23 protein-coding genes are annotated in these 17892 nt (G+C 65.5%); 5 read left to right on the forward strand and 18 right to left on the reverse strand.

What is annotated here, in order from left to right; all coding sequences use genetic code 11:
• Positions 1 to 123 precede the first annotated feature (123 nt).
• On the reverse strand, positions 124 to 348 hold the full coding sequence (locus B0E41_RS13530; protein ID WP_077331682.1) for an ORF6N domain-containing protein: 225 nt from the start codon (positions 346 to 348) through the stop codon (positions 124 to 126).
• A 144-nt stretch (positions 349 to 492) separates the two neighbouring features.
• On the opposite strand from B0E41_RS13530, the gene B0E41_RS13535 reads away from it, so the two are divergent.
• The 4 genes from B0E41_RS13535 to B0E41_RS13545 all read left to right on the forward strand — a co-directional run bounded on the left by B0E41_RS13535 (position 493) and on the right by B0E41_RS13545 (position 2231).
• A complete protein-coding gene (locus B0E41_RS13535) occupies positions 493 to 717 on the forward strand; it encodes a hypothetical protein (RefSeq protein WP_077331683.1) in 225 nt (74 codons plus the stop codon).
• A 175-nt stretch (positions 718 to 892) separates the two neighbouring features.
• Positions 893 to 1312 (forward strand): hypothetical protein, encoded by a 420-nt coding sequence (locus B0E41_RS26605; protein ID WP_143433829.1) that lies wholly within the window; start codon positions 893 to 895, stop codon positions 1310 to 1312.
• Between the two features lie 73 nt (positions 1313 to 1385).
• Positions 1386 to 1769 carry a DUF5329 domain-containing protein gene (locus tag B0E41_RS13540; protein ID WP_077331732.1) on the forward strand — a complete coding sequence of 128 codons (384 nt, stop codon included), beginning with the start codon at positions 1386 to 1388 and terminating at the stop codon, positions 1767 to 1769.
• 18 nt (positions 1770 to 1787) lie between these two features.
• Positions 1788 to 2231, forward strand: a complete 444-nt coding sequence (locus B0E41_RS13545; protein WP_077331684.1) for a hypothetical protein — start codon at positions 1788 to 1790, stop codon at positions 2229 to 2231.
• 108 nt (positions 2232 to 2339) lie between these two features.
• Here the strand turns inward: B0E41_RS13545 and fliR are convergent, their stop codons facing one another.
• The 13 genes from fliR to fliF form a co-directional block, all read right to left on the reverse strand.
• Complete coding sequence (gene fliR / locus B0E41_RS13550; protein ID WP_077331685.1) at positions 2340 to 3107, reverse strand: flagellar biosynthetic protein FliR; 768 nt, start codon at positions 3105 to 3107, stop codon at positions 2340 to 2342.
• 16 nt (positions 3108 to 3123) lie between these two features.
• Positions 3124 to 3393 (reverse strand): flagellar biosynthesis protein FliQ, encoded by a 270-nt coding sequence (gene fliQ / locus B0E41_RS13555; protein ID WP_077331686.1) that lies wholly within the window; start codon positions 3391 to 3393, stop codon positions 3124 to 3126.
• Positions 3394 to 3408: 15 nt separating this feature from the next.
• Complete coding sequence (fliP, locus tag B0E41_RS13560) at positions 3409 to 4125, reverse strand: flagellar type III secretion system pore protein FliP (RefSeq protein WP_171984764.1); 717 nt, start codon at positions 4123 to 4125, stop codon at positions 3409 to 3411.
• 43 nt (positions 4126 to 4168) lie between these two features.
• A complete protein-coding gene (locus tag B0E41_RS13565) occupies positions 4169 to 4522 on the reverse strand; it encodes a flagellar biosynthetic protein FliO (RefSeq protein ID WP_077331688.1) in 354 nt (117 codons plus the stop codon).
• Positions 4523 to 4693: 171 nt separating this feature from the next.
• Positions 4694 to 5122, reverse strand: a complete 429-nt coding sequence (fliN, locus tag B0E41_RS13570; protein WP_077331689.1) for a flagellar motor switch protein FliN — start codon at positions 5120 to 5122, stop codon at positions 4694 to 4696.
• A complete protein-coding gene (gene fliM / locus B0E41_RS13575; RefSeq protein ID WP_077331690.1) occupies positions 5112 to 6116 on the reverse strand; it encodes a flagellar motor switch protein FliM in 1005 nt (334 codons plus the stop codon). Before fliM ends, fliN begins: the two co-directional genes overlap by 11 nt.
• 18 nt (positions 6117 to 6134) lie before the next feature.
• On the reverse strand, positions 6135 to 6734 hold the full coding sequence (locus tag B0E41_RS13580) for a flagellar basal body-associated FliL family protein (protein ID WP_077331691.1): 600 nt from the start codon (positions 6732 to 6734) through the stop codon (positions 6135 to 6137).
• Positions 6735 to 6887: 153 nt separating this feature from the next.
• A complete protein-coding gene (locus B0E41_RS13585) occupies positions 6888 to 8234 on the reverse strand; it encodes a flagellar hook-length control protein FliK (RefSeq protein WP_077331692.1) in 1347 nt (448 codons plus the stop codon).
• A complete protein-coding gene (fliJ, locus tag B0E41_RS13590; RefSeq protein ID WP_077331693.1) occupies positions 8231 to 8701 on the reverse strand; it encodes a flagellar export protein FliJ in 471 nt (156 codons plus the stop codon). Before fliJ ends, B0E41_RS13585 begins: the two co-directional genes overlap by 4 nt.
• 117 nt (positions 8702 to 8818) lie before the next feature.
• Positions 8819 to 10246, reverse strand: a complete 1428-nt coding sequence (gene fliI, locus B0E41_RS13595) for a flagellar protein export ATPase FliI (RefSeq protein WP_253194841.1) — start codon at positions 10244 to 10246, stop codon at positions 8819 to 8821.
• A gap of 195 nt (positions 10247 to 10441) precedes the next feature.
• Positions 10442 to 11152 carry a FliH/SctL family protein gene (locus B0E41_RS13600; RefSeq protein WP_077331695.1) on the reverse strand — a complete coding sequence of 237 codons (711 nt, stop codon included), beginning with the start codon at positions 11150 to 11152 and terminating at the stop codon, positions 10442 to 10444.
• Positions 11136 to 12131, reverse strand: coding sequence for a flagellar motor switch protein FliG (gene fliG / locus B0E41_RS13605; protein ID WP_077331696.1), 996 nt, complete (start codon positions 12129 to 12131; stop codon positions 11136 to 11138). Before fliG ends, B0E41_RS13600 begins: the two co-directional genes overlap by 17 nt.
• 146 nt (positions 12132 to 12277) lie before the next feature.
• Positions 12278 to 13942, reverse strand: coding sequence for a flagellar basal-body MS-ring/collar protein FliF (fliF, locus tag B0E41_RS13610; RefSeq protein WP_077331697.1), 1665 nt, complete (start codon positions 13940 to 13942; stop codon positions 12278 to 12280).
• Positions 13943 to 14122: 180 nt separating this feature from the next.
• On the opposite strand from fliF, the gene fliE reads away from it, so the two are divergent.
• Positions 14123 to 14443, forward strand: coding sequence for a flagellar hook-basal body complex protein FliE (gene fliE / locus B0E41_RS13615; protein ID WP_077331733.1), 321 nt, complete (start codon positions 14123 to 14125; stop codon positions 14441 to 14443).
• Between the two features lie 130 nt (positions 14444 to 14573).
• Here fliE and B0E41_RS13620 read toward each other — a convergent pair whose 3' ends face one another.
• The 4 genes from B0E41_RS13620 to B0E41_RS13635 all read right to left on the reverse strand — a co-directional run bounded on the left by B0E41_RS13620 (position 14574) and on the right by B0E41_RS13635 (position 17779).
• Positions 14574 to 14867 (reverse strand): flagellar protein FliT, encoded by a 294-nt coding sequence (locus B0E41_RS13620; protein ID WP_077331698.1) that lies wholly within the window; start codon positions 14865 to 14867, stop codon positions 14574 to 14576.
• Positions 14868 to 14869: 2 nt separating this feature from the next.
• The gene (fliS, locus tag B0E41_RS13625; protein WP_077331699.1) at positions 14870 to 15304 is read right to left on the reverse strand and encodes a flagellar export chaperone FliS; all 435 of its coding nucleotides are present in this window, start codon (positions 15302 to 15304) and stop codon (positions 14870 to 14872) included.
• A gap of 80 nt (positions 15305 to 15384) precedes the next feature.
• A complete protein-coding gene (fliD, locus tag B0E41_RS13630) occupies positions 15385 to 16800 on the reverse strand; it encodes a flagellar filament capping protein FliD (RefSeq protein ID WP_077331700.1) in 1416 nt (471 codons plus the stop codon).
• A gap of 154 nt (positions 16801 to 16954) precedes the next feature.
• Positions 16955 to 17779, reverse strand: a complete 825-nt coding sequence (locus B0E41_RS13635) for a flagellin (protein WP_077331701.1) — start codon at positions 17777 to 17779, stop codon at positions 16955 to 16957.
• Positions 17780 to 17892: the final 113 nt, after the last annotated feature.

Here is a 17892-nt window from a genome sequence, read left to right on the forward strand (position 1 = left end):
GTTGCTGGTGGCACTCCCGCGGGCCAGGACTGTCGATGACTACGAGGCCTTGCTGCCCTGGCGCATCACTGCGCTCAAGATCTGAACTGCGGGACAGCGCAAGGGGTGCGGTCTATTGACCGCTTACTTTAAGGTCGCAATTTGCGACCTTAAAGAATCGGACTCATCGGCTGTGAGCTGAAACATGAAGTCCGCCGGAAACCGGGCGGTGTTGCGCTTGACGGCTTCGTTGAAGCGCTTGGTTTCCACGCCGTACAGCGCGGCCAGGTCGCTGTCCAGAATCACCCGCTGGTCGCGCAGCGTGGCGATGCTCAGCGAAATACTCTCCACCGCCGCAGGGGTGGTCAATGGCGATGAGGGCGCGCTCAATCAGTGCGCCTCTGCGGCCAGCAGGGCAGTGAGCGCTCGATGGCGAATAGGACGCCCGGTGCCGCGTTCACCAGCTTCGCAGGCCCTGCGTGGCAAGATGCTTCCCTCTTGAAAGGATCTCCCATGGGCATCGCAAAAATTCTCGGCATCGTCCTCATCGCCGCTGGCGCGCTGGGCCTGCTGTTCGGCGACTTCAGCTTCAACAAGGCCAGCCACGAGCTCAAGCTCGGGCCGCTGGAACTCTCGGTCACCGAAAAGCAGACGGTGCCGGTGCCCACCTGGGCCAGCTTGGCTGCCATCGCTGCGGGCGTGGGGTTGCTGGTGTTTGGGGGTAGCAAGAAGGGGTGAGGGCGCTTTCTGCGTTCGGGACAGAGCAGTTGGTTGCTAGGCTTTTCCCTCTCCCTCGTGCAGGAGGGGATTGAGGTAAGGGTGGCGAAGGAGCCGTCGTCGCCTTCACTGAGTTATACGGCTTGTCCCACAGGTGCCCTGGAAAATACTGTGCTTCTGTTGCGAAGGAGTCCTCTTGATTACTGCTGCTTTCTCTTTGGCTGGTCTTGTCGTTGGAGCTGTATTGCAGTTTCTTTTCACGCGCCACCTCGACGACAAGAAGCATCAGCGCGACCTTCGAGCAAAGGCGTACGCTGACTATTTGCAGTGCGTAAGTGAGCATGCAAATCTTGGCCACCAAAAAGGCTCAATAGAAGGGAGGCAGCTGGGTTCAAAAACCGCAGATGCCAAATGCAGAATCTCCCTCTACAGCGCTCCTGCGGTCATCACGGCGTTTGCAACATTCGAACGCTTGGGCGCAGCCATGAGTACCAATGAGCAGTGCGTTGCCTTTACCAACATGGTGGCGGCTATGCGCCACGACACACTTGGCAGTTCATCGGTAGATCAAGCGGACCTCGAAGCAATATTGCTGGGAGCGCGCCGTTCAAGATAGCCAGTGCGACAAACGGGCTATCGAAGAGCTGTCCTTCTTGTCGTCTGATTTGGTCAAAGGTTTGCTGGCCCTCATGCAACTTCTCCATCGCTTCGCTATTACGCTGTCGCTATTTGCAGTGTCCCTGGCAGCCTTCGCCGAACCCCTGCCCCCAGCCGCCAAAGCCGAAGTGACCGCGGTGCTGAACAGGCTGGAGGCTTCGGGTTGCGAGTTCAACCGCAATGACCGCTGGTACAGCGCAGCGCAGGCGCGCGCCCACCTGCAGCGCAAGCTGGATCACGTGGAGAGCAAAGAGGCGGTGAAGACCGCAGAGGGCTTCATCTACCTGGCAGCCAGCAAGAGCAGCGTCACCGGCGTGGCCTACCAGGTGCGGTGCAGCGGCCGGGCGCCGGTGCCCAGCGCGGCCTGGTTGTTGCAGCAGCTGGACGAGCTGCGCCGCGCGAAGCCGGGCGCTTGAGCGCCGGAGGACAGCACCATGCCCCAGCTGGATCGACGCCTTTTTCTTTCGCTGAGCCTGCCCTGTGTTTTGCCCTGGCTCACCGCCTGCAGCAAAGACGACCCGCAGGCCGCGCTCGAGGCCGCTGCGCAGCAGCTGCAGGACCACCTGGAGGCCAAGGACACGGGCGCGGTGTTCGACATGCTGGACCCGCAATTCCGCGCGAAAGACGAGTTCGACCGCGACTGGGCGCGCAAGACCATGGCGCTCATGTTCCTGCGCTACGCCAACGTCAAGGTGATTGCCGTCACGCGCAGCAGCCGCATCGACCCACCGGGTTCACCCATCGGCGTGACCGAGGCGCAGATCGTGGTGACGGGCGCGCAGGGGCTCATCCCCGAGCGGGCCTCGCCTTACACGGTGCAGCTGCGCTGGCAACGCGATGGTGACGAGTGGAAGCTGCGCGACCTGCAGTGGGAGTGAGGTGGTAGACCGAGCGCAGTCCCACCGGGGGCACCGCCGGGCCGGCTTTGCCGGACGGCCAGTGCCGCCCCCCTGGGGGGTCGCGCGCAGCGCGGCAGGGGGAGCTTGTCAACCACCGGTGAAGATTTCGGTCGCGAGTTTCATGAGCCCCACGATGGGGCCTTCGAGCAAGGGCAACGTGACCGCGATGCCGAGCAGGCCGGTGGTGAGCGTGAGCGGGAAGCCGATGGCGAAGGCGTTCATCTGCGGCGCGACGCGCGAGACGAAGCCGAGCACGATGTTGACGAAGAGCAGCATGCCGATCATGGGCAGCGCGATCCACAGCCCGTAGCGGAACACGACGGCGCCGAGCTCGTGCAGGCGCATGCGGTTGATCGACTCGAAGGCGCTGGCGCCGATGGGGAAGGTCTCGAAGCTCGACACCACGGCCTGCAGCACCATGAGGTGGCCGTTGAGGATGACGAAGAGCAGCATGGTGGTGTTGCCGAAGTAGCGGCCGACCGCGCTGGTCTGCTGGTTGGTCGAGGGGTCGAAGAAGCCGGCGTAGTTCAGGCCCATCTGCAGGCCGATCACCTCGCCCGCCAGCTCGACCGCGGCGAACACGATGCGCACCGCCAGCCCGATGGCGATGCCGACCACCACCTGCTGCATCACGACCCCGAAGGCCTGTGAATCGTTCAGGCCGATCACCGGCTGCTCAGGCAAGCCCGCCTGCGCACAGATCGCCACCAGCATCGCCAACGCCACCCGGCTGCGCATCGGCACCGTGCGCGCAGAGAAGATCGGCGCACTCGAAAACACCGCCAGGATCCGCAGAAAAGGCCAGAACACCGGCGAGATGATCGCCATGAGGTCGGCCTCAGTGAACGAGATCATGAGCGAGCGGGGGGCATCAAATGGCGTGGTTCGGGATCGACATGATCGTGCTGCGGATGAAATCCACCAGCGTGTTCATCATCCATGGCCCTGCAATGGCAAACACCGCGATGGCCGCGATCAGCTTGGGCACGAACGACAGCGTGGCTTCGTGGATCTGCGTGATGGCCTGGAACAGGCTCACCAGCAGGCCCACCGCCAGCACCGCGCCGAGCACCGGGGCGGAGAGCATGAGCACGGTGTAGAGCGCGTTTTGCGCCATCGTGAGCGCGGCTTGGGAGTCCATGTCAGAGGTCCTTGTCTAGGTGGCGAAGCTGGCCGCCAGAGAACCGAGCAACAGGTTCCAGCCGTCCGCCAGCACAAACAGCATCAGCTTGAACGGCAGCGCCACCAGCACCGGCGACAGCATCATCATCCCCAGCGACATCAGCACGCTGGCGACCACCATGTCGATCACCAGGAAGGGGATGAAGATCATGAAGCCGATCTGGAACGCGGTCTTGAGTTCGCTGGTGACGAAGGCCGGCACGATCACACGGAACGGCGCGGTCTCGGCGGTCACGTCTTGCGGCAGCTTGGCGAGGCGGGCGAAGAGCTCGAAGTCGCTCTGGCGCGTCTGCTTGAGCATGAAGGCGCGCATGGGGCTCTGGCCGCGCTCCAGCGCCTGCTCGAAGCTGATCTGGTTGGCGGTGTAGGGCGCGTAGGCCTCGGTGTAGACCTTGTCCAGCGTGGGACCCATCACGAACAGCGTGAGGAACAGCGAGAGGCCGATGATCACCTGGTTGGGCGGCGCGGACTGCGTGCCCAGCGCCTGGCGCAGCAGCGAGAGCACGATGACGATGCGGGTGAAGCCCGTCATCAGCAGCAGCACCGCGGGCAGGAACGAGAGCGCGGTGAAAAACAGCAGGGTCTGGATCGGCACCGAGTAGCTGTTGCCGCCGGCGCCCTGGCCGACCATGATGGGCAGCGACGGGCCCGGAACGGCCTGTTGCGCCCAGGCGCTGCCGCCCAGCAGCATCAGCGCGATGAGCAGCAGGAGCGGGCGAACCGCCGAAGACATGTCACTGCGTCGCATGGGGGGCTTTCCGGAATTGGGCCAGCTTGGCAGCGAAGCCACCGAGGGGCAGGGCGGGCGGCGCGGGCTCGTCGGCGGGCGCCGGCATCGGCAGGCTGTGCAACGGGGTCACGCTGCCGGCCGACACGCCCAGCACCAGGCACACGCTGTTTTCACCCTGGCCCACCTGCACCGTGACCACCCGTTGCTGCGGCCCCAGCGCCAGCGTGCTGAGCACCTGCAACGCCGGGCCGGTCTGCCGGGCGGCGCCCGGCAGGTGGCGGCGGTAGCGTTGCAGCGCCCAGGCGATGCACACCATCACGATGAGCAGAACCAGGGCCGGAGCGGCGTTTTGCAACATAAGAAAGAAAGTAAGAAAGAAAGAAAAAAGAGATCAAGAAAAGAAACAGAAGACCGAAAACCAAAGACGAAGCCGGCGAAAGTGCCTCCAACCCAGAGACACCGAGGAACCGGCTCCGCCGGGCCTCTGGTGTCGCCCCCTGGGGGGTGGCGCCGAAGGCGACGCGGGGGGTTAACTCTTGGACACCCGCCGCATGCGCTCCGATGGGGTGACGATGTCGGTCAGCCGGATGCCGAACTTGTCGTTCACCACCACCACCTCGCCTTGCGCGATCAGGTAGCCGTTGACCAGCACGTCCATGGGCTCACCGGCCAGCGCGTCCAGCTCGACGATGGAGCCTTGAGCGAGCTGCAGGATGTACTTGATCGGCACCTTGGTGCGGCCCAGCTCTACCGTCAGCTGCACCGGGATGTCCAGCACCATCTGGATGTCCTGCATGGCGTTGCCGCTGGTCGTGGCAGGCGTCGGGCGGTGGTCGTCGAAGGTCTGCGCGCTGTCGTGGGCGCCGCTGCCGGAGCTGGCGACGGCCTGCTCTTCCAGGGCTTGCGCCCAGTCGTCGGAGACGGAATCGTTCATGGTGTCGGGGGTCTCAGTTGACATAGGGTTCTCCCAGCCAGGTCTTCTCGGTGTCGCGCAGCTTGCGGTCGATGCGCAGCGCGTACTTTCCCTTGTGTGTGCCGTACTGGCACTCGAACAGCGGCACACCGTCCACGTGGGCCTTGATGGCGGGGTGGCGGTCCAGTTCAATGAAGTCGCCGACCTGCATCGCCAGGAGCTGCTCCACCGTGGCATCGGTCTGGGCCAGCTCGGCCACCATCGTGACCTCGGCCGCCTGGATCTCGTGGCTCAGCAGCTTGACCCAGCGGCGGTCGACCTCGATGGCATCGCCCTGCACGCTGGAATAGAGCACGTCGCGGATGGGTTCCAGCGTGGCGTAGGGAATGCAGATGTGCAGCGCGCCGGTGATGTCGCCGATCTCCAGCGTGAAGCTGGTGGACACCACGATCTCGCTGGGTGTGGCGATGGTGGCGAACTGGGGTTGCATTTCCGACCGCTGGTAGGCCAGCTCGATCGGGTACACGCCGCGCCAGGCTTTCTTGTATTCCTCGGCCACCACCTCGACCAGCCGGTCGATGACGCGTTGTTCGGTGGGCGAGAAGTCGCGCCCCTCGATGCGCGTGTGGAACTTGCCGTTGCCGCCGTACAGGCTGTCGATCACACCAAACAGCAGGGTGGGCTCGCACACCACCAGGCCGTTGCCGCGCAGTGGACGCACGGCCATGATGTTGAAGTTGGTGGGCACTGCCAATTCACGCAGGAAAGCGCTGTATTTCTGCACCTGCACCCCACCGACCGACACCTCCGGGCTGCGCCGGATGAAGTTGAACAGTCCCAGCCGCAGGTTGCGTGAGAAACGCTCGTTGATGATCTCCATCGTGGGCATGCGCCCACGCACGATGCGCTCCTGGCTGGACAGGTTGTAGGTGCGAACGCCGTCGGTGGGGGCGACCTCCTTTTCCAGCTTCTGGCTCTCACCGGTGACACCCTCAAGCAGGGCATCGACCTCATCCTGGGACAGAAACGAATCAGCCATGGCGTTGGGCCTCTGGAATCACTGCACGATGAAGCTGGAAAACAGCACGCCCGAGACCGGGTTGGGGGTTGCGCGTTTGCGCTTGGCCTTCTTGCCCTTGGGGGCCGTCGCAGGTGCGGCGTTCGGGTCTTCGTACTCGTAGCCCATGACGCGCGAGATCTCGCCGATGATGGCCTGGGTCAGTGCTTCCTTGCCTTCGATGCCCAGCATGTCCTCGGCCGTGCGCTGAGAGACCAAGATCAGGATGCCGTTGCGGATGCTGGGCATGTAGGCCTTCATGTCTTCGGCAATCTGGGGGTCGGTCAACTGCAGCGTGATGCCCAGTTGCGCAAAGCGGTTGCCGCCCGGATCGGCCAGGTTGACCACCATGCTGTCCAGCGGCAGGAATGTGGGGGGATTTTTGGCGTCGTGCTTGGGCGCATGCTCGGTTTGCTCTTCCGTGGTGACGCCCTCTTCATCCTCGTCCTCGGCGTGGCTCTTCTGCATCAGGAAGAAGGCCGCGCCCCCGCCCAGCAGGGCCAGCACCACCACGCCAATGATGATGAACAAGAGTTTTTTGCTCTTGGGTTTCGCCGGTGCTTCGGCAACGGTGGCAGCGGTGGCGGCGGCAGCGGACATGAAATCTCTCCAGAAGATCGCCTGTTGGAGGGCGGTGCGCACCACGGAAGGCGGTGGGCTCTGGAGGAATTATTGAGCGCCACCCCCTGGCTTGTAGCCCGGAATAGCGCTGGAAAAGCCGCTTATTCGCGCGCCCTGAACGAGCGCCTTCGGCTAGACAAACAGGTCGAGGGGTTGGCTGCCGTCGCTGCGCGGGCGTGGCGGCACGGGCGCCGCGGCGGGCGCAATGGCGGTGGTTCCACCGCCATTGCGCACGTGGCCGGCCGGTTGGGGGCGGGGCTCGCCGGGTTCGCCGCGCCCTTGCTGCTGGCCTTGTGAGCCCACCGACACGTCGCCGAGCTGAATGCCGCTGCGCTGCAGCAGGTCGGACAGCGACTCACCTGCGTTCTCGCGCAGTTCGGCGCGGGCCTCGGCGCTGTCGGTGCGAAAGGCGACGTTCAGGTCCTGGCCGCGCATCGAGAGCTGGATGTCGATGGCCTCTTCGCCGCCGTCGCCCACGCGCAGGCTGGCCTGGCGCAGGGTGGGCGAAGACCAGGCGCCCAGGCTCTCGTCGGCATCCTGATCGGTCAGTGCCTCTTCGAAGCGGTTGGAATCGGCCAGCTCATCGGTGTCGGTGGACAGAGCGCTCGTGTGGTCCTGACCTGCATCGCCGCCGCCGGGTTGTTCGCCGGCGAAGCTGCCGGCGCCCGAGGGGTTGCCCTGGCCGTGGGTGGCAAGACCGGTGGACAGCGTGGGGCCGTCGCCCGTCGATGCCGGGTTGAAGCGCTCGTCCAGAGTGACGGTGCTGCGCAGCGCGACCGGGGTGCCCGTTTCCAGGCGGACTTGCAGCCGCTCGCTCAGGCTGTGGGTCAGGCTTGGGTTGTGGCTCTGGCTCTGGATGGCGTGTTGTTGCTGCACGCTGGTGGTGGTCGCGCCGGTGACGGTGCTGCGCCAGACCGTGGGGCGGGTGGCGGGCGGGGCGCTGCTGGGTTCGGTGGGTGCCGTCTTGTCCGCGCCGGCCAGCGCGGCCAGGGTTTGTTCGTCGGGCGCGGCGGGCTGGTCCAGCCGCTGCATGCCTTGCAGGTCGACCCCGGGTTTGTTGGCGCCACGGGCTTCGGCGGCCATGGGCGCGGTGCCTGCAGGGGTGAGCGCGGTGCCGTTCGGGGCCGCTGCGGAGGGGGACGCGCTGGACGACAAGGAGCCGGTGCCGGGTGCCATCAAGGGCACCGGCGCCCCGGGCCAGCCCAGGAGCCCGGCCAGCGGGTCTTCGGTGGTCGCGTCGGCGGCCAGCAGCGGGTTGCCCGCTTCGCCGGGCGCGGCGTCGGTGGTGAGCGACGCATCCGGCGGGATGTCGGTGGTCGCGCTCAGCAGCGAGAGCATGGCGGCAAACAGGTCGGTACCGGTCTCCTGGCCATGCCCGCTGACGCCGGGCTTGCGCTGATTGGCGGCCTGGGCGCGCGCGGCCGCAGACTGGGCGGTTTGGCTCTGGGTGGTGGTGGTGGCGGCGGCGGTAGCGGTCATGACCTCAGCCCCTGTGCGTGCGCCATGCTCTGGCGCAGGTGGATGGAGAGGGCCATTTCGTCGGTGGCTTTTTGTTCCTGGCGCATGACGCGGTGGTCGATGGCCTGCTGCTTGCGTTCGGCGTATTTGCGCAGGCCGGCCACGTCGCGCTCGGCGGCATAGACCAGGGCCTGGGTGCGCGCGACCGTGTCTTCGCGGTGGCGTTGCACGGTCAGCTGGAAGTCCATGGCGTGTTCAATCTTCTGCATGAACTGGCGGTGGTGGTGCAACAGGGCCGGGTCGACGCCGCTGGTGGTGCTGCGCGTGGCCCAGCGCTGGTGGGCCTCGTCGGCGTAGGTCCTGAGCTGTTTCATCTGCTCCTGCGCCATGTGCAGTTCCCGCTGCGCCTGCCCCAGGGCCGTCAACGCGTCATCGCGGCGCCGCGTCGCCAGTTCCACCACCTTGTTCAATGTCTGTATGTTGCTCATTTTTATGGCTCCAAAGTGATCGAGAGAAACGGTTCAGCCCGGGGACACCGCGGAACTGGCTTTGCCAGGCCGCTGGTGTTGCCCCCTGGGGGGAAGCGCCGAAGGCGCATCGGGGGGTCATCCCTCATACGGGTTTTGGTGTGGACGGGTCGGGCGCTGCTTGGGGTCTTTGCTGCCCTTGTCTTCCTGCAGGGCGGCGGCGAGCTGTTTGAGGCTGGCGTCCATGGTCGCGGCCTCGTGCATGTCCTGCATCAGGAAGCGCTGCAGCGCGGGGTAGAGCACGATGGCGCGGTCGGTATCGGGGTCGCTGCCGGCGGCATAGGCGCCGAGCTGGATCAGGTCGCGGCTCTTCATGTAGCGCGAGTAGTTGTTGCGGAACTTGCGCGCCAGCTCCAGGTGCACGGCCCCGGCCACGTTGTGCATCACGCGTGAGGCCGAGGCCTCGACGTCGATGGCCGGGTAGTGGCCCGACTCGGCGAGCGCGCGCGAGAGCACGATGTGACCGTCGAGGATGGCGCGGGCCGCGTCGGCGATGGGGTCTTGCTGGTCGTCGCCCTCGCTGAGCACGGTGTAGAAGGCGGTGATCGAGCCCTTGCCGTTGAGGCCGTTGCCGCTGCGCTCCACCAACTGGGGCAACTTGGCGAAGCAGCTCGGCGGGTAGCCCTTGGTGGCGGGTGGCTCGCCGATGGCGAGCGCGATCTCGCGCTGCGCCATCGCGTAGCGGGTGAGCGAATCCATCAGCAGCAGCACGTGCAGCCCGTCGTCGCGGAAGCGCTCGGCAATGGCCGTGGCGTAGGCTGCGCCCTGCATGCGCACCAGCGGCGGCGAGTCGGCCGGCGCGGCCACCACGACCGAGCGTTTGCGGCCGTCGTCGCCGAGGATGTCTTCGATGAACTCTTTCACTTCGCGGCCACGCTCGCCGATCAAACCGACCACGATCACGTCGGCCTTGGTGTAGCGCGCCATCATGCCGAGCAGCACCGACTTGCCCACGCCGGAGCCGGCAAACAGGCCGATGCGCTGGCCGCGCCCGACGGTGAGCAGGGCGTTGATCGCGCGCACGCCGGTGTCCAGCGGCTCGCGCACCGGATCACGGTCCATGGCGTTGAGCGGGGCGCGGTCCATGGGCTCGATGTCCACGTTGGTGATCGGCCCCCGGTGGTCCATCGGGCGACCGTGTGAGTCGACCACGCGACCCAGCAGGCCACGGCCCAGCGGCAGGCGCAACATGCCCCGGTCGCCCGAAGAGGGCGGTTTGTTGGGCTCGCCGAAACGTGGCACAGGGCGGTACGGTGGCAGCGGGACAACGCTCGCGCCGCTGGAGAGCCCGTGCGTGTCGCCCGCCGGCATCAGGAAGGCGCGGTCGCTGGAGAAACCCACCACCTCGGCCAGCACCGGCTCCTTGGCACCGTTGGCAATCAGGCACTGCGAGCCCACCGGCACCTTCAGGCCCACGGCTTCCAGCACCAGGCCCGCCAGGCGCGTGAGCGTGCCGCGCACCTCCAGCGGGGTGTGCACATTGGCGCTGGTGCGCAGGTCGCCCATGAAGCGGTCCCAGCGACCATCGGGGCCCAGTGTGCTGTCGGTCATGTCAGCGACCTCACACACAGGGGGCCAGTCGGAAACCAGCCACCGGCGAGCAATGTCCGAACCCAGGATGCGGCGGAACCGGCTTCGCCGGGCCGCACCGCATCGCCCCCTTGAGGGGGTCGCGCGCCGCGCGGCAGGGGTGTTTCATGCCTATACATCGGTGTCTCCCGGTTGCCATGCGACGTTCATCCCCAGGTTGCCGATCGCGCGTGACCAGCGTTTTTCAATCGTGGCGTCCACGGTGGCGCTGGGCGACAGGATCATGCAGCCACCGGGCGTGATGGATGGGTCGGCCACGAAGTCGGGCGCGTTGTCGCCCAGCGTCTCCAGCAGGGCGCCCTTCATCAGCGAAAGGTCGTCCGGGTGCATGCGCACCGTGGAAGGCAGCCCGTCTTCGACGATCAGCTCCAGCGACTCGCCGATCACCGCGCGCAGGTGCTTCGTGTTGACCTGCAGTTCCTGGCGGATCACCTGGCGTGCGATGTCGCAGGCCAGATCGAGCACCTGGCGCGCGATCTTCTGTTCGCTGGCGATGACCTGGTCGGTCATGCCATGCAGCAACTGGCCCATTCGCACGGCGGTCTCTTCGACGGTGCGGCGGATGGTGGCCTCCAGCGCGTCGCGCACCTCCTGGCTGCCGGCGTCGTGGCCGTGGTTGAAGCCTTCTGCGTAGGCCTGTTGGCGGGCTTCATTCAGCGTCTGCTCTTGCGCTTTGTCGGGCTCCGGTTCTGCTGTCACCGGAACGGCGACCCGAAACGCGTCGCTGCCGTCCATCGAAGAGAAGTGCCAGGCCGAAACGCCGTCGATTTCCTCACGGGGAATGAAGCGGGTATGCGGGTTGGGTTTAGACGAAGCCTTCATCGTCGCCTCCCCCGATCACGATCTGGCCCTCGTCCGACAGGCGCCGGACAATCTTCAGAATGTCCTTTTGCTGGTTTTCCACTTCGGACAGCCGGACCGGTCCGCGCGACTCCAGGTCGTCGCGCAGGCCTTCGGCAGCGCGTGTGGACATGTTGGACAGGATCAGTTCGCGCAGATCCGAGGTGGCGCCCTTGAGCGCAATCACCAGCGCTTCCGAAGGCACTTCTTTCAGCACCAGCTGGATCGACTTGCCGTCGAGCTTGATCAGGTCCTCGAACGTGAACATCTTGTCCATGATCTTCTGTGCCAGGTCGGCGTCGAAGCCGCGGATCGATTCAATGACGGCGCTCTCGATCTGGGTGCCCATCATGTTGATGATCTCGGCAGCGGCCTTGACGCCACCCATCGATGTCTTGCGGATTTTGTCGCCACCGGCCAGCACTTTGTAGAGCACCTCGTTGAGGTCCTTCAACGCGGTGGGCTGGATGCCTTCGAGCGTGGCGATGCGCAGCATCACCTCATTGCGTGTGCGTTCGGTGAAGTTCTTCAGTACATCGGCGGTCTGGTCTGCTTCAAGGTGCACCATGATCGCCGCGACGATCTGCGGATGCTCGTTGCGCAGCAGTTCCGCAATAGACAGGGGGTCCATCCACTTCAGGCTTTCAATGCCCGAGACATCGCCGCCTTGCAGGATGCGGTCGATCAACAGCGAAGCCTTGTCGTCGCCCAGGGCGCGCCGGAGCACCGCGCGCACGTAGTTGTCGGTGTCGGACACCAGCAGGCTCTGCGAGGCGGCCACGGAGGTGAATTTCTGGATCACCTGTTCGACCCGGTCGTGCGACACGGCCCGGGTCTTGGCGATGGCCTCACCCAGCTTCTGCACTTCCTTGGGGCTCAGGTGCTTGAACACCTCGGCCGCTTCCTCCTCGCCCAGCGACATGAGGAAGATCGCGGCGTCCTGGATTCCCTGGTCTTCCATGATCTGATTTCCTTAGCTTGCGCCGTTCAAGGACCATGCCCGCGTGACGAGACCCCCATCCAGGATGCGGTGGAACCGGCTCTGCCGGGCCACTCGCATCGCCCCCTTGAGGGGGGACGAGCGAAGCGAGACGGGGGTGGTCCTGCTCATGCTGGCGCCTCGCCGTTGACCCAGCTCTTGACGATATTGGCCACGGCCATCGGGTTTTCCAGCGCCAGCCGTTTCGCATCGACCAGGCGCTGGTTCTCCGCCGGCATGGGCAGGCTCGGACGCTCGGGGGCCTCATTGAGCACGGCATTGAGCTGAGGCGACCTGCCTGCGCTGTCGGTTTTCGGCACCGCCGGTAAGCGCATCATCTTCAGGCCCGGACGCACCAGACCCATGAGCACCAGCAGCGCCATGCCCAGCATGCCGACCGGCCAGGCCATGCTGCGCGCCAGCTCCATGTTGTCGGGCTGCTTCCACCAGGCCACCGGCACTTCCTCCACCGGCTTGGCGATGTTGAACACCGCGTTGACCACGTTGACCGAATCACCCCGCTCCTTGCTGAAGCCGATGGTCTCGCGCACCAGGGCGGTCATCTGCTCCAGCTGTTCGGGCGGGATGGCGCTGGTGATGGCCTTGCCCGTCTTGTCGGTGATGCTGCGGTGGTTCACGACCACGGCGGCGGTCAGGCGGCGCACCGTGCCGCTGGCCTCGCGCACCACCTTGACCGTCTTGTCGATCTCGTAGTTGATGACCGATTCCTTGCGCACCGTGCCGCTCTTGTCGCCATTGGCGGCCACGCCCAGCGGCGCCGCGCCGCCGTTGATGGGCGCGCTGCCGGTGGCGGGGGGCTGGTTGGTGGTGGCGCCCGGTACGCCAGCGGGCTGGGCCACGGCCGGGGCGCCGTCTTCGATCAGCTGCTGGCTGCGCACCGTGCCGGGCTCGCCGCCCTGGTTGGGTTTGTGCAGCTCGGAGGTGGACTCGACGAGCGAAAAATCGACGTCGGCGCTGACCTGGGCCTTCACGTTGCCCACGCCCACCAGCGGCTCGATCATGTCGAGGATGCGGCGGGTGTAGAGCTGCTCCATCTGCTGCACGTACTGGAGCTTCTGCGTGTCGGCGCCCTGAGACTGCCCCTCGGGTGTGGACGACAGCAGGTTGCCGGCGTCGTCGACCACGCTCACCGCCTTGGGGTTCATCTCGGGCACGCTGGAGGCGACCAGGTGCACGATGCCGGCGACCTGGGCCTTGTCGAGCGTGCGGCCAGCGTGAAGGGTGAGCAGCACCGAGGCGCTGGGTTTCTGCTGTTCGCGGAAGAAGCCGTTCTGGTTGGGCAGCGCCAGGTGGATGCGCGCGGCCTGCACGGAAGAGAGTGACTGGATCGAGCGGGTGAGTTCCCCTTCGAGGCCGCGCTGGAAGGTCAGGCGTTCCTGGAACTGGGTCATGCCGAAGCGGTTGGCCTCCATCAGCTCGAAACCGTTGACCGAGCCTTTGGGCAGACCTTGCGAGGCCAGGCGCAGCCGCGTGTCGTGCACCTTGTCGCTCGGCACCATGATCGCGCCGCCGCCTTCGGTGTACTTGTAGGGCACGTTCATCGTGGTGAGCTGCGCAATGATGGCGCCGCCATCCTTGTCGTTCAGGTTGGCGTAGAGCACCTTCCAGTCGGGTTGCTGGCCCATGAAAAACAGCGCGATCGCGATCACCATCAAGCCCAGGGCGCCCAGGCCCAGCTTGATTTTCTGGCCCTTTTCCATGCCCGACAGGCCCGCGCTCAGGGCGTTGCGGCTCACGGGCTGCATGTCCAGTTCGGCGACGGTGTTGCTCATGGCGGGAAGGGGCTCGGTGTGGTTCGTCAAAGGGGGAAATCACCCCGTTGCGACCGATTATTCGGCCCTGGCCCCTCGCGCATAGCGATGAAAAGGCCGGCGTTTGCCCCCTTATTCCCGGTGCGCCTCGGCGGGCGGGTCACTAGCATCAAAGCCTGCACTTTTGTGAAGGAAGCCGCCATGGACCTGCGAATCAATGCCCTGCCCAGCCAGGCCGTGACCGGCGTGGGCCACACCGCGATGAAACGCCCCGCCACGGGCGCGGTCGGCGGCGTGGGTGGCGGCTTTGCCGACAACTTCAAGAGCGCACTGGACTCGGTCAGCAAGGCCCAGAACGACGCTTCGCGCCTGCAAAACGAGGTCCAGAAGGGCAACCCCAACGTCAGCCTGGAAGAAACCATGCTCGCGATGCAGAAAGCCCAGATCGGCTTTCAGGCCACCTTGCATGTGCGCAACCGCATGGTCCAGGCCTACACAGACATCATGAACATGAGTGTCTAGAACCCCCCCGCGCCGCGCCTAAGGGCGCGTCACCCCCCAGGGGGCAATGCGAGCGGCCCGGCGAAGCCGGTTCCGCGGCATTCTGGGTGGGGCACTTTCTCCGGCCACATCCCTTCATCTCCTTCTCTCGTCAATGCACCTGCTTGGCATCCATCAGTTGTTCGAGGTCGCTGAGCCAAGGCTCTGCCAGCACGCGGATCTCGGCGTCGGCGCGCAGGATGCGCTGCATGATGCGGGTCTTTTCCTTGCGCTCGTCGGGACCCAGCGTGAGGCTGCGTGACTTGTGGCGCAGCTGGGCGATGAGCACGGCGCAGGTGCCTTCGAGGTGTACGATCTGGTCCCAGTTTTCGGTCTGGGCCGCCTCCAGCATTCGCTGGCTCGCGTTTTCAATCGCTTTGTAGTAGTCCAGCAAGCTGTGCTCCATGATCAGGCTCCTTGGCCCGTGACGGGTTGCAGGTAGGCGGGGCCGGGGCCCCGGATGAGTTTCCACGACTGGGCCACGGGCTCGATGAGCTGGGCCACTTCTTCGAGTGCCTTGGCGTCGTTGCGCAGGTTGGCCTGGGTCAGCCGCAGCGTGCTGTAGCTGTAGAGCTGGCGCAGGTTGGCGGCGATGTCGCCACCTTCACGCAGGTTCAGGCCGGCCTTGAGCCCTTCTTCCAGGATGCGAACGGCCTTGCCGATCGCCGCGCCCTTGGCCGCCGTGTCACCCCGGCTCATGGCGCCGCGGGCTTCGGCAATCGACTGCAACAGCGCGTCGTAGAGCAAACCCACCAGGGTGTGGGGGTCGGCGCTTTGCACACTGGTTTCTGCACCAACGCGTTTGTAGGCAGATGCGGCACGGGAGTGAACGGAGGTGAACATGGTGTCAATTCCTTGTTGCTGATGCCTTTTTTTATCGGCATCGGCGCCTGGGACTGTAGTTTCTGACGTGTTCATTTACATCAGCTCTTGTTCCACATCGCGATCTGCTGGCTGACGAAGGCGCTCAGGCTGTTGAGCTTGCCCACTGAGGCGTCCATGGCGTTGTACTGGGCCAGCAGGCGCTTCTCGGAACGCAGGGCCTTGTCGTTGACGCGCTCCTGCTCCAGGCTGTTGCGTTTGATCGAGGACTTGATGGCCTCGGTCTTGTTGGTCACCGTGCCATCGGCGTCGATCAGACCCTCCGCAAAGCTCTTGATCTTCCACCCGAAGCCGACCGCCGTGGGGTCGCTGCCCGTGGTGGTGAACAGGGCCTTGAGGTTGTCCAGGTTGTCCAGCGCCGCGCCCATCTTGGTCGCGTCGATCTCCAGCTTGCCGCCGGTCTTCAGCTCGATGCCGACGTCGGACAGGCGGCTGTAGGGCGTGCTGCTGGACACCGAGCGCATCATGCCGCGCAGGGCGTTCTGCAGGCCCACCGTGGTGGAGTCGCCCTGCAGCGGGCCGGCGGTCTTGGTGGCCTCGTCGTAGCGGGTGGCGGTGGCCAGCGTGGTGTTGAGCGTGTTGTACGCATCGACAAATGCCTTGACGTTGGCGCTGATGGCATCGTTGTCGTTGCTGACGTTGATCTCGACCGGCGCCGTGGTCTCCTGGCTGAGCTGCATCGTCATGCCGGTGAGGGTGTCGGCGAGCGTGTTGCTGGCCGAGCTGATGCTCACGTTGTTGATCGTGGCCAGGGCGTTTTCGGCGCTCTGCGAGCGCGCCATGCCGTTGGCGTTGCCCACGCTGAAGGCCAGGCGCGAGAGGCCGCTGGCGTCGGTGTCCTGGCCGTCGTCGTCAGCGACCGAGATGCGAAAGGCGTTTTCTTCACCGGTCGCTTTGGACCGCATCAGCAGGCGCTCGCCCGAGGCGTCCTTGAGCACCGTGGCGCTCACGCCCGCGTCGGACTCGTTGATCTTGGCCGCGATCTCGGCCAGCGAGTCTTCGTCCGCGTCGATGTCGATCGTGACCGGCGTGCCACCGCCGGCGGTGAAGCTGCTGCCGGCCCATTGGCCGAGCTCGATGGTCATGCTGCCGGTGCCCATGGCGGAGCCGGTGGTCACGGCGGTGGAGGCGGTGGACTGGGCTTTGGCCAGGTTCTGCACCTCCATGGTGATCGACGTGGCGGGCGCGCCGGCCTTGACGGTCACGCCGATGGCCAAGGGGTTGGACGAGGTGGCCTTGACGGCGTCCCAGCCGGTGTTCTTGGACAGCTTGGCCGCCGCATCGCCCAGCGCAGCCACCTGCGACTTGATGGTGCCCATGGTCGAGAGTTTGGTCTGGAAGGACGTGGCCAGCGATTTGAGCTGGGTCAGAGGCGCCTTCTCCAGCGCGACGAGCTGAGAGACGATGCTCTGGATGTCCAGGCCGCTGGCGATGCCTGGTGAAGAGATGGTGGCCATGGGGGCTCCTTGTCATCCGCGACGGGATGTACCCATCACACGCGGGCTGCATGCGATGGGTACATGCCTCGAAAGACAACGCGGCGGGGCACCGGGGTGCCACCGCCGCCGGCCCGCCACACCCGAGAGAGGTGTGACGAATCGGTGTTGTGAATCAACGCAGCAGGGACAGCACGCCCTGGGGCAGCTGGTTGGCCTGGGCGATCATCGCGGTGCCGGCCTGTTGCAGGATCTGACCACGCGACAGGTTCGAGGTTTCCACCGCGAAGTCCGCGTCCATGATCCGGCCTCGGGAAGCAGCCAGGTTCTCGGACGACACCTGCAGGTTGGAGATCACCGAGTCGAAGCGGTTCTGCTTGGCGCCGAAGGAAGCACGTGCGGTGGTCACTTCGTCGATGGCGGCGTCCAGGTCGTCCATGGCGGCCAGCGCGTTGGTGCGGGTTTCCACACCGCCGGCCACCACGGCCGTGATGCCCGAACCGGCGGTCAGGTTGGTCGTGTTGATGGCGATCTGGTCGGTGGTCACGTTGTCGGCGCCGACCTGGAAGGTCAGACCGGCAGAGGTGTTCAGCAGGTTTGTGCCGTTGAACTTGGTGCCTTCCAGCACGCGGGTCACTTCCAGTGCCAGTTCCTGGTACTCGGCGTCGAGGTTGGCGCGGTCGGCATCGGAGTTGGAACCGTTGGCCGACTGCACGGCCAGTTCGCGCATGCGCTGCAGCGAGTCACCCACCTTGCCCAGCGCGCCTTCAGCGGTCTGCGCCAGGGAGATGCCGTCGTTGGCGTTGCGGATCGCCACGTTCATGCCCTTGACCTGGGCGCCCATGCGTTCGGCGATGGCCAGGCCGGCGGCGTCGTCCTTGGCGCTGTTCACACGCAGACCCGAAGACAGGCGCTGCATGGAGGTGGACAGGGATCCGGCCGAGTTGGCCAGGTTGCGTTGTGCATTCAGGGACTGCACATTGGTGTTGATGGTGCTCATGGTTAACTCCTAAAAAATTGAACAAAGTAATCCGGCATTCCTGCCAATCTCAACGCCAGCCTTGCGGCTGGCCGCCATGACCGGGTGCTGATGGCGTGCCGGTTGGGCCCTGG

It is taken from the genome of Hydrogenophaga sp. A37 (assembly GCF_002001205.1).
Classification (GTDB): domain Bacteria; phylum Pseudomonadota; class Gammaproteobacteria; order Burkholderiales; family Burkholderiaceae_C; genus Hydrogenophaga.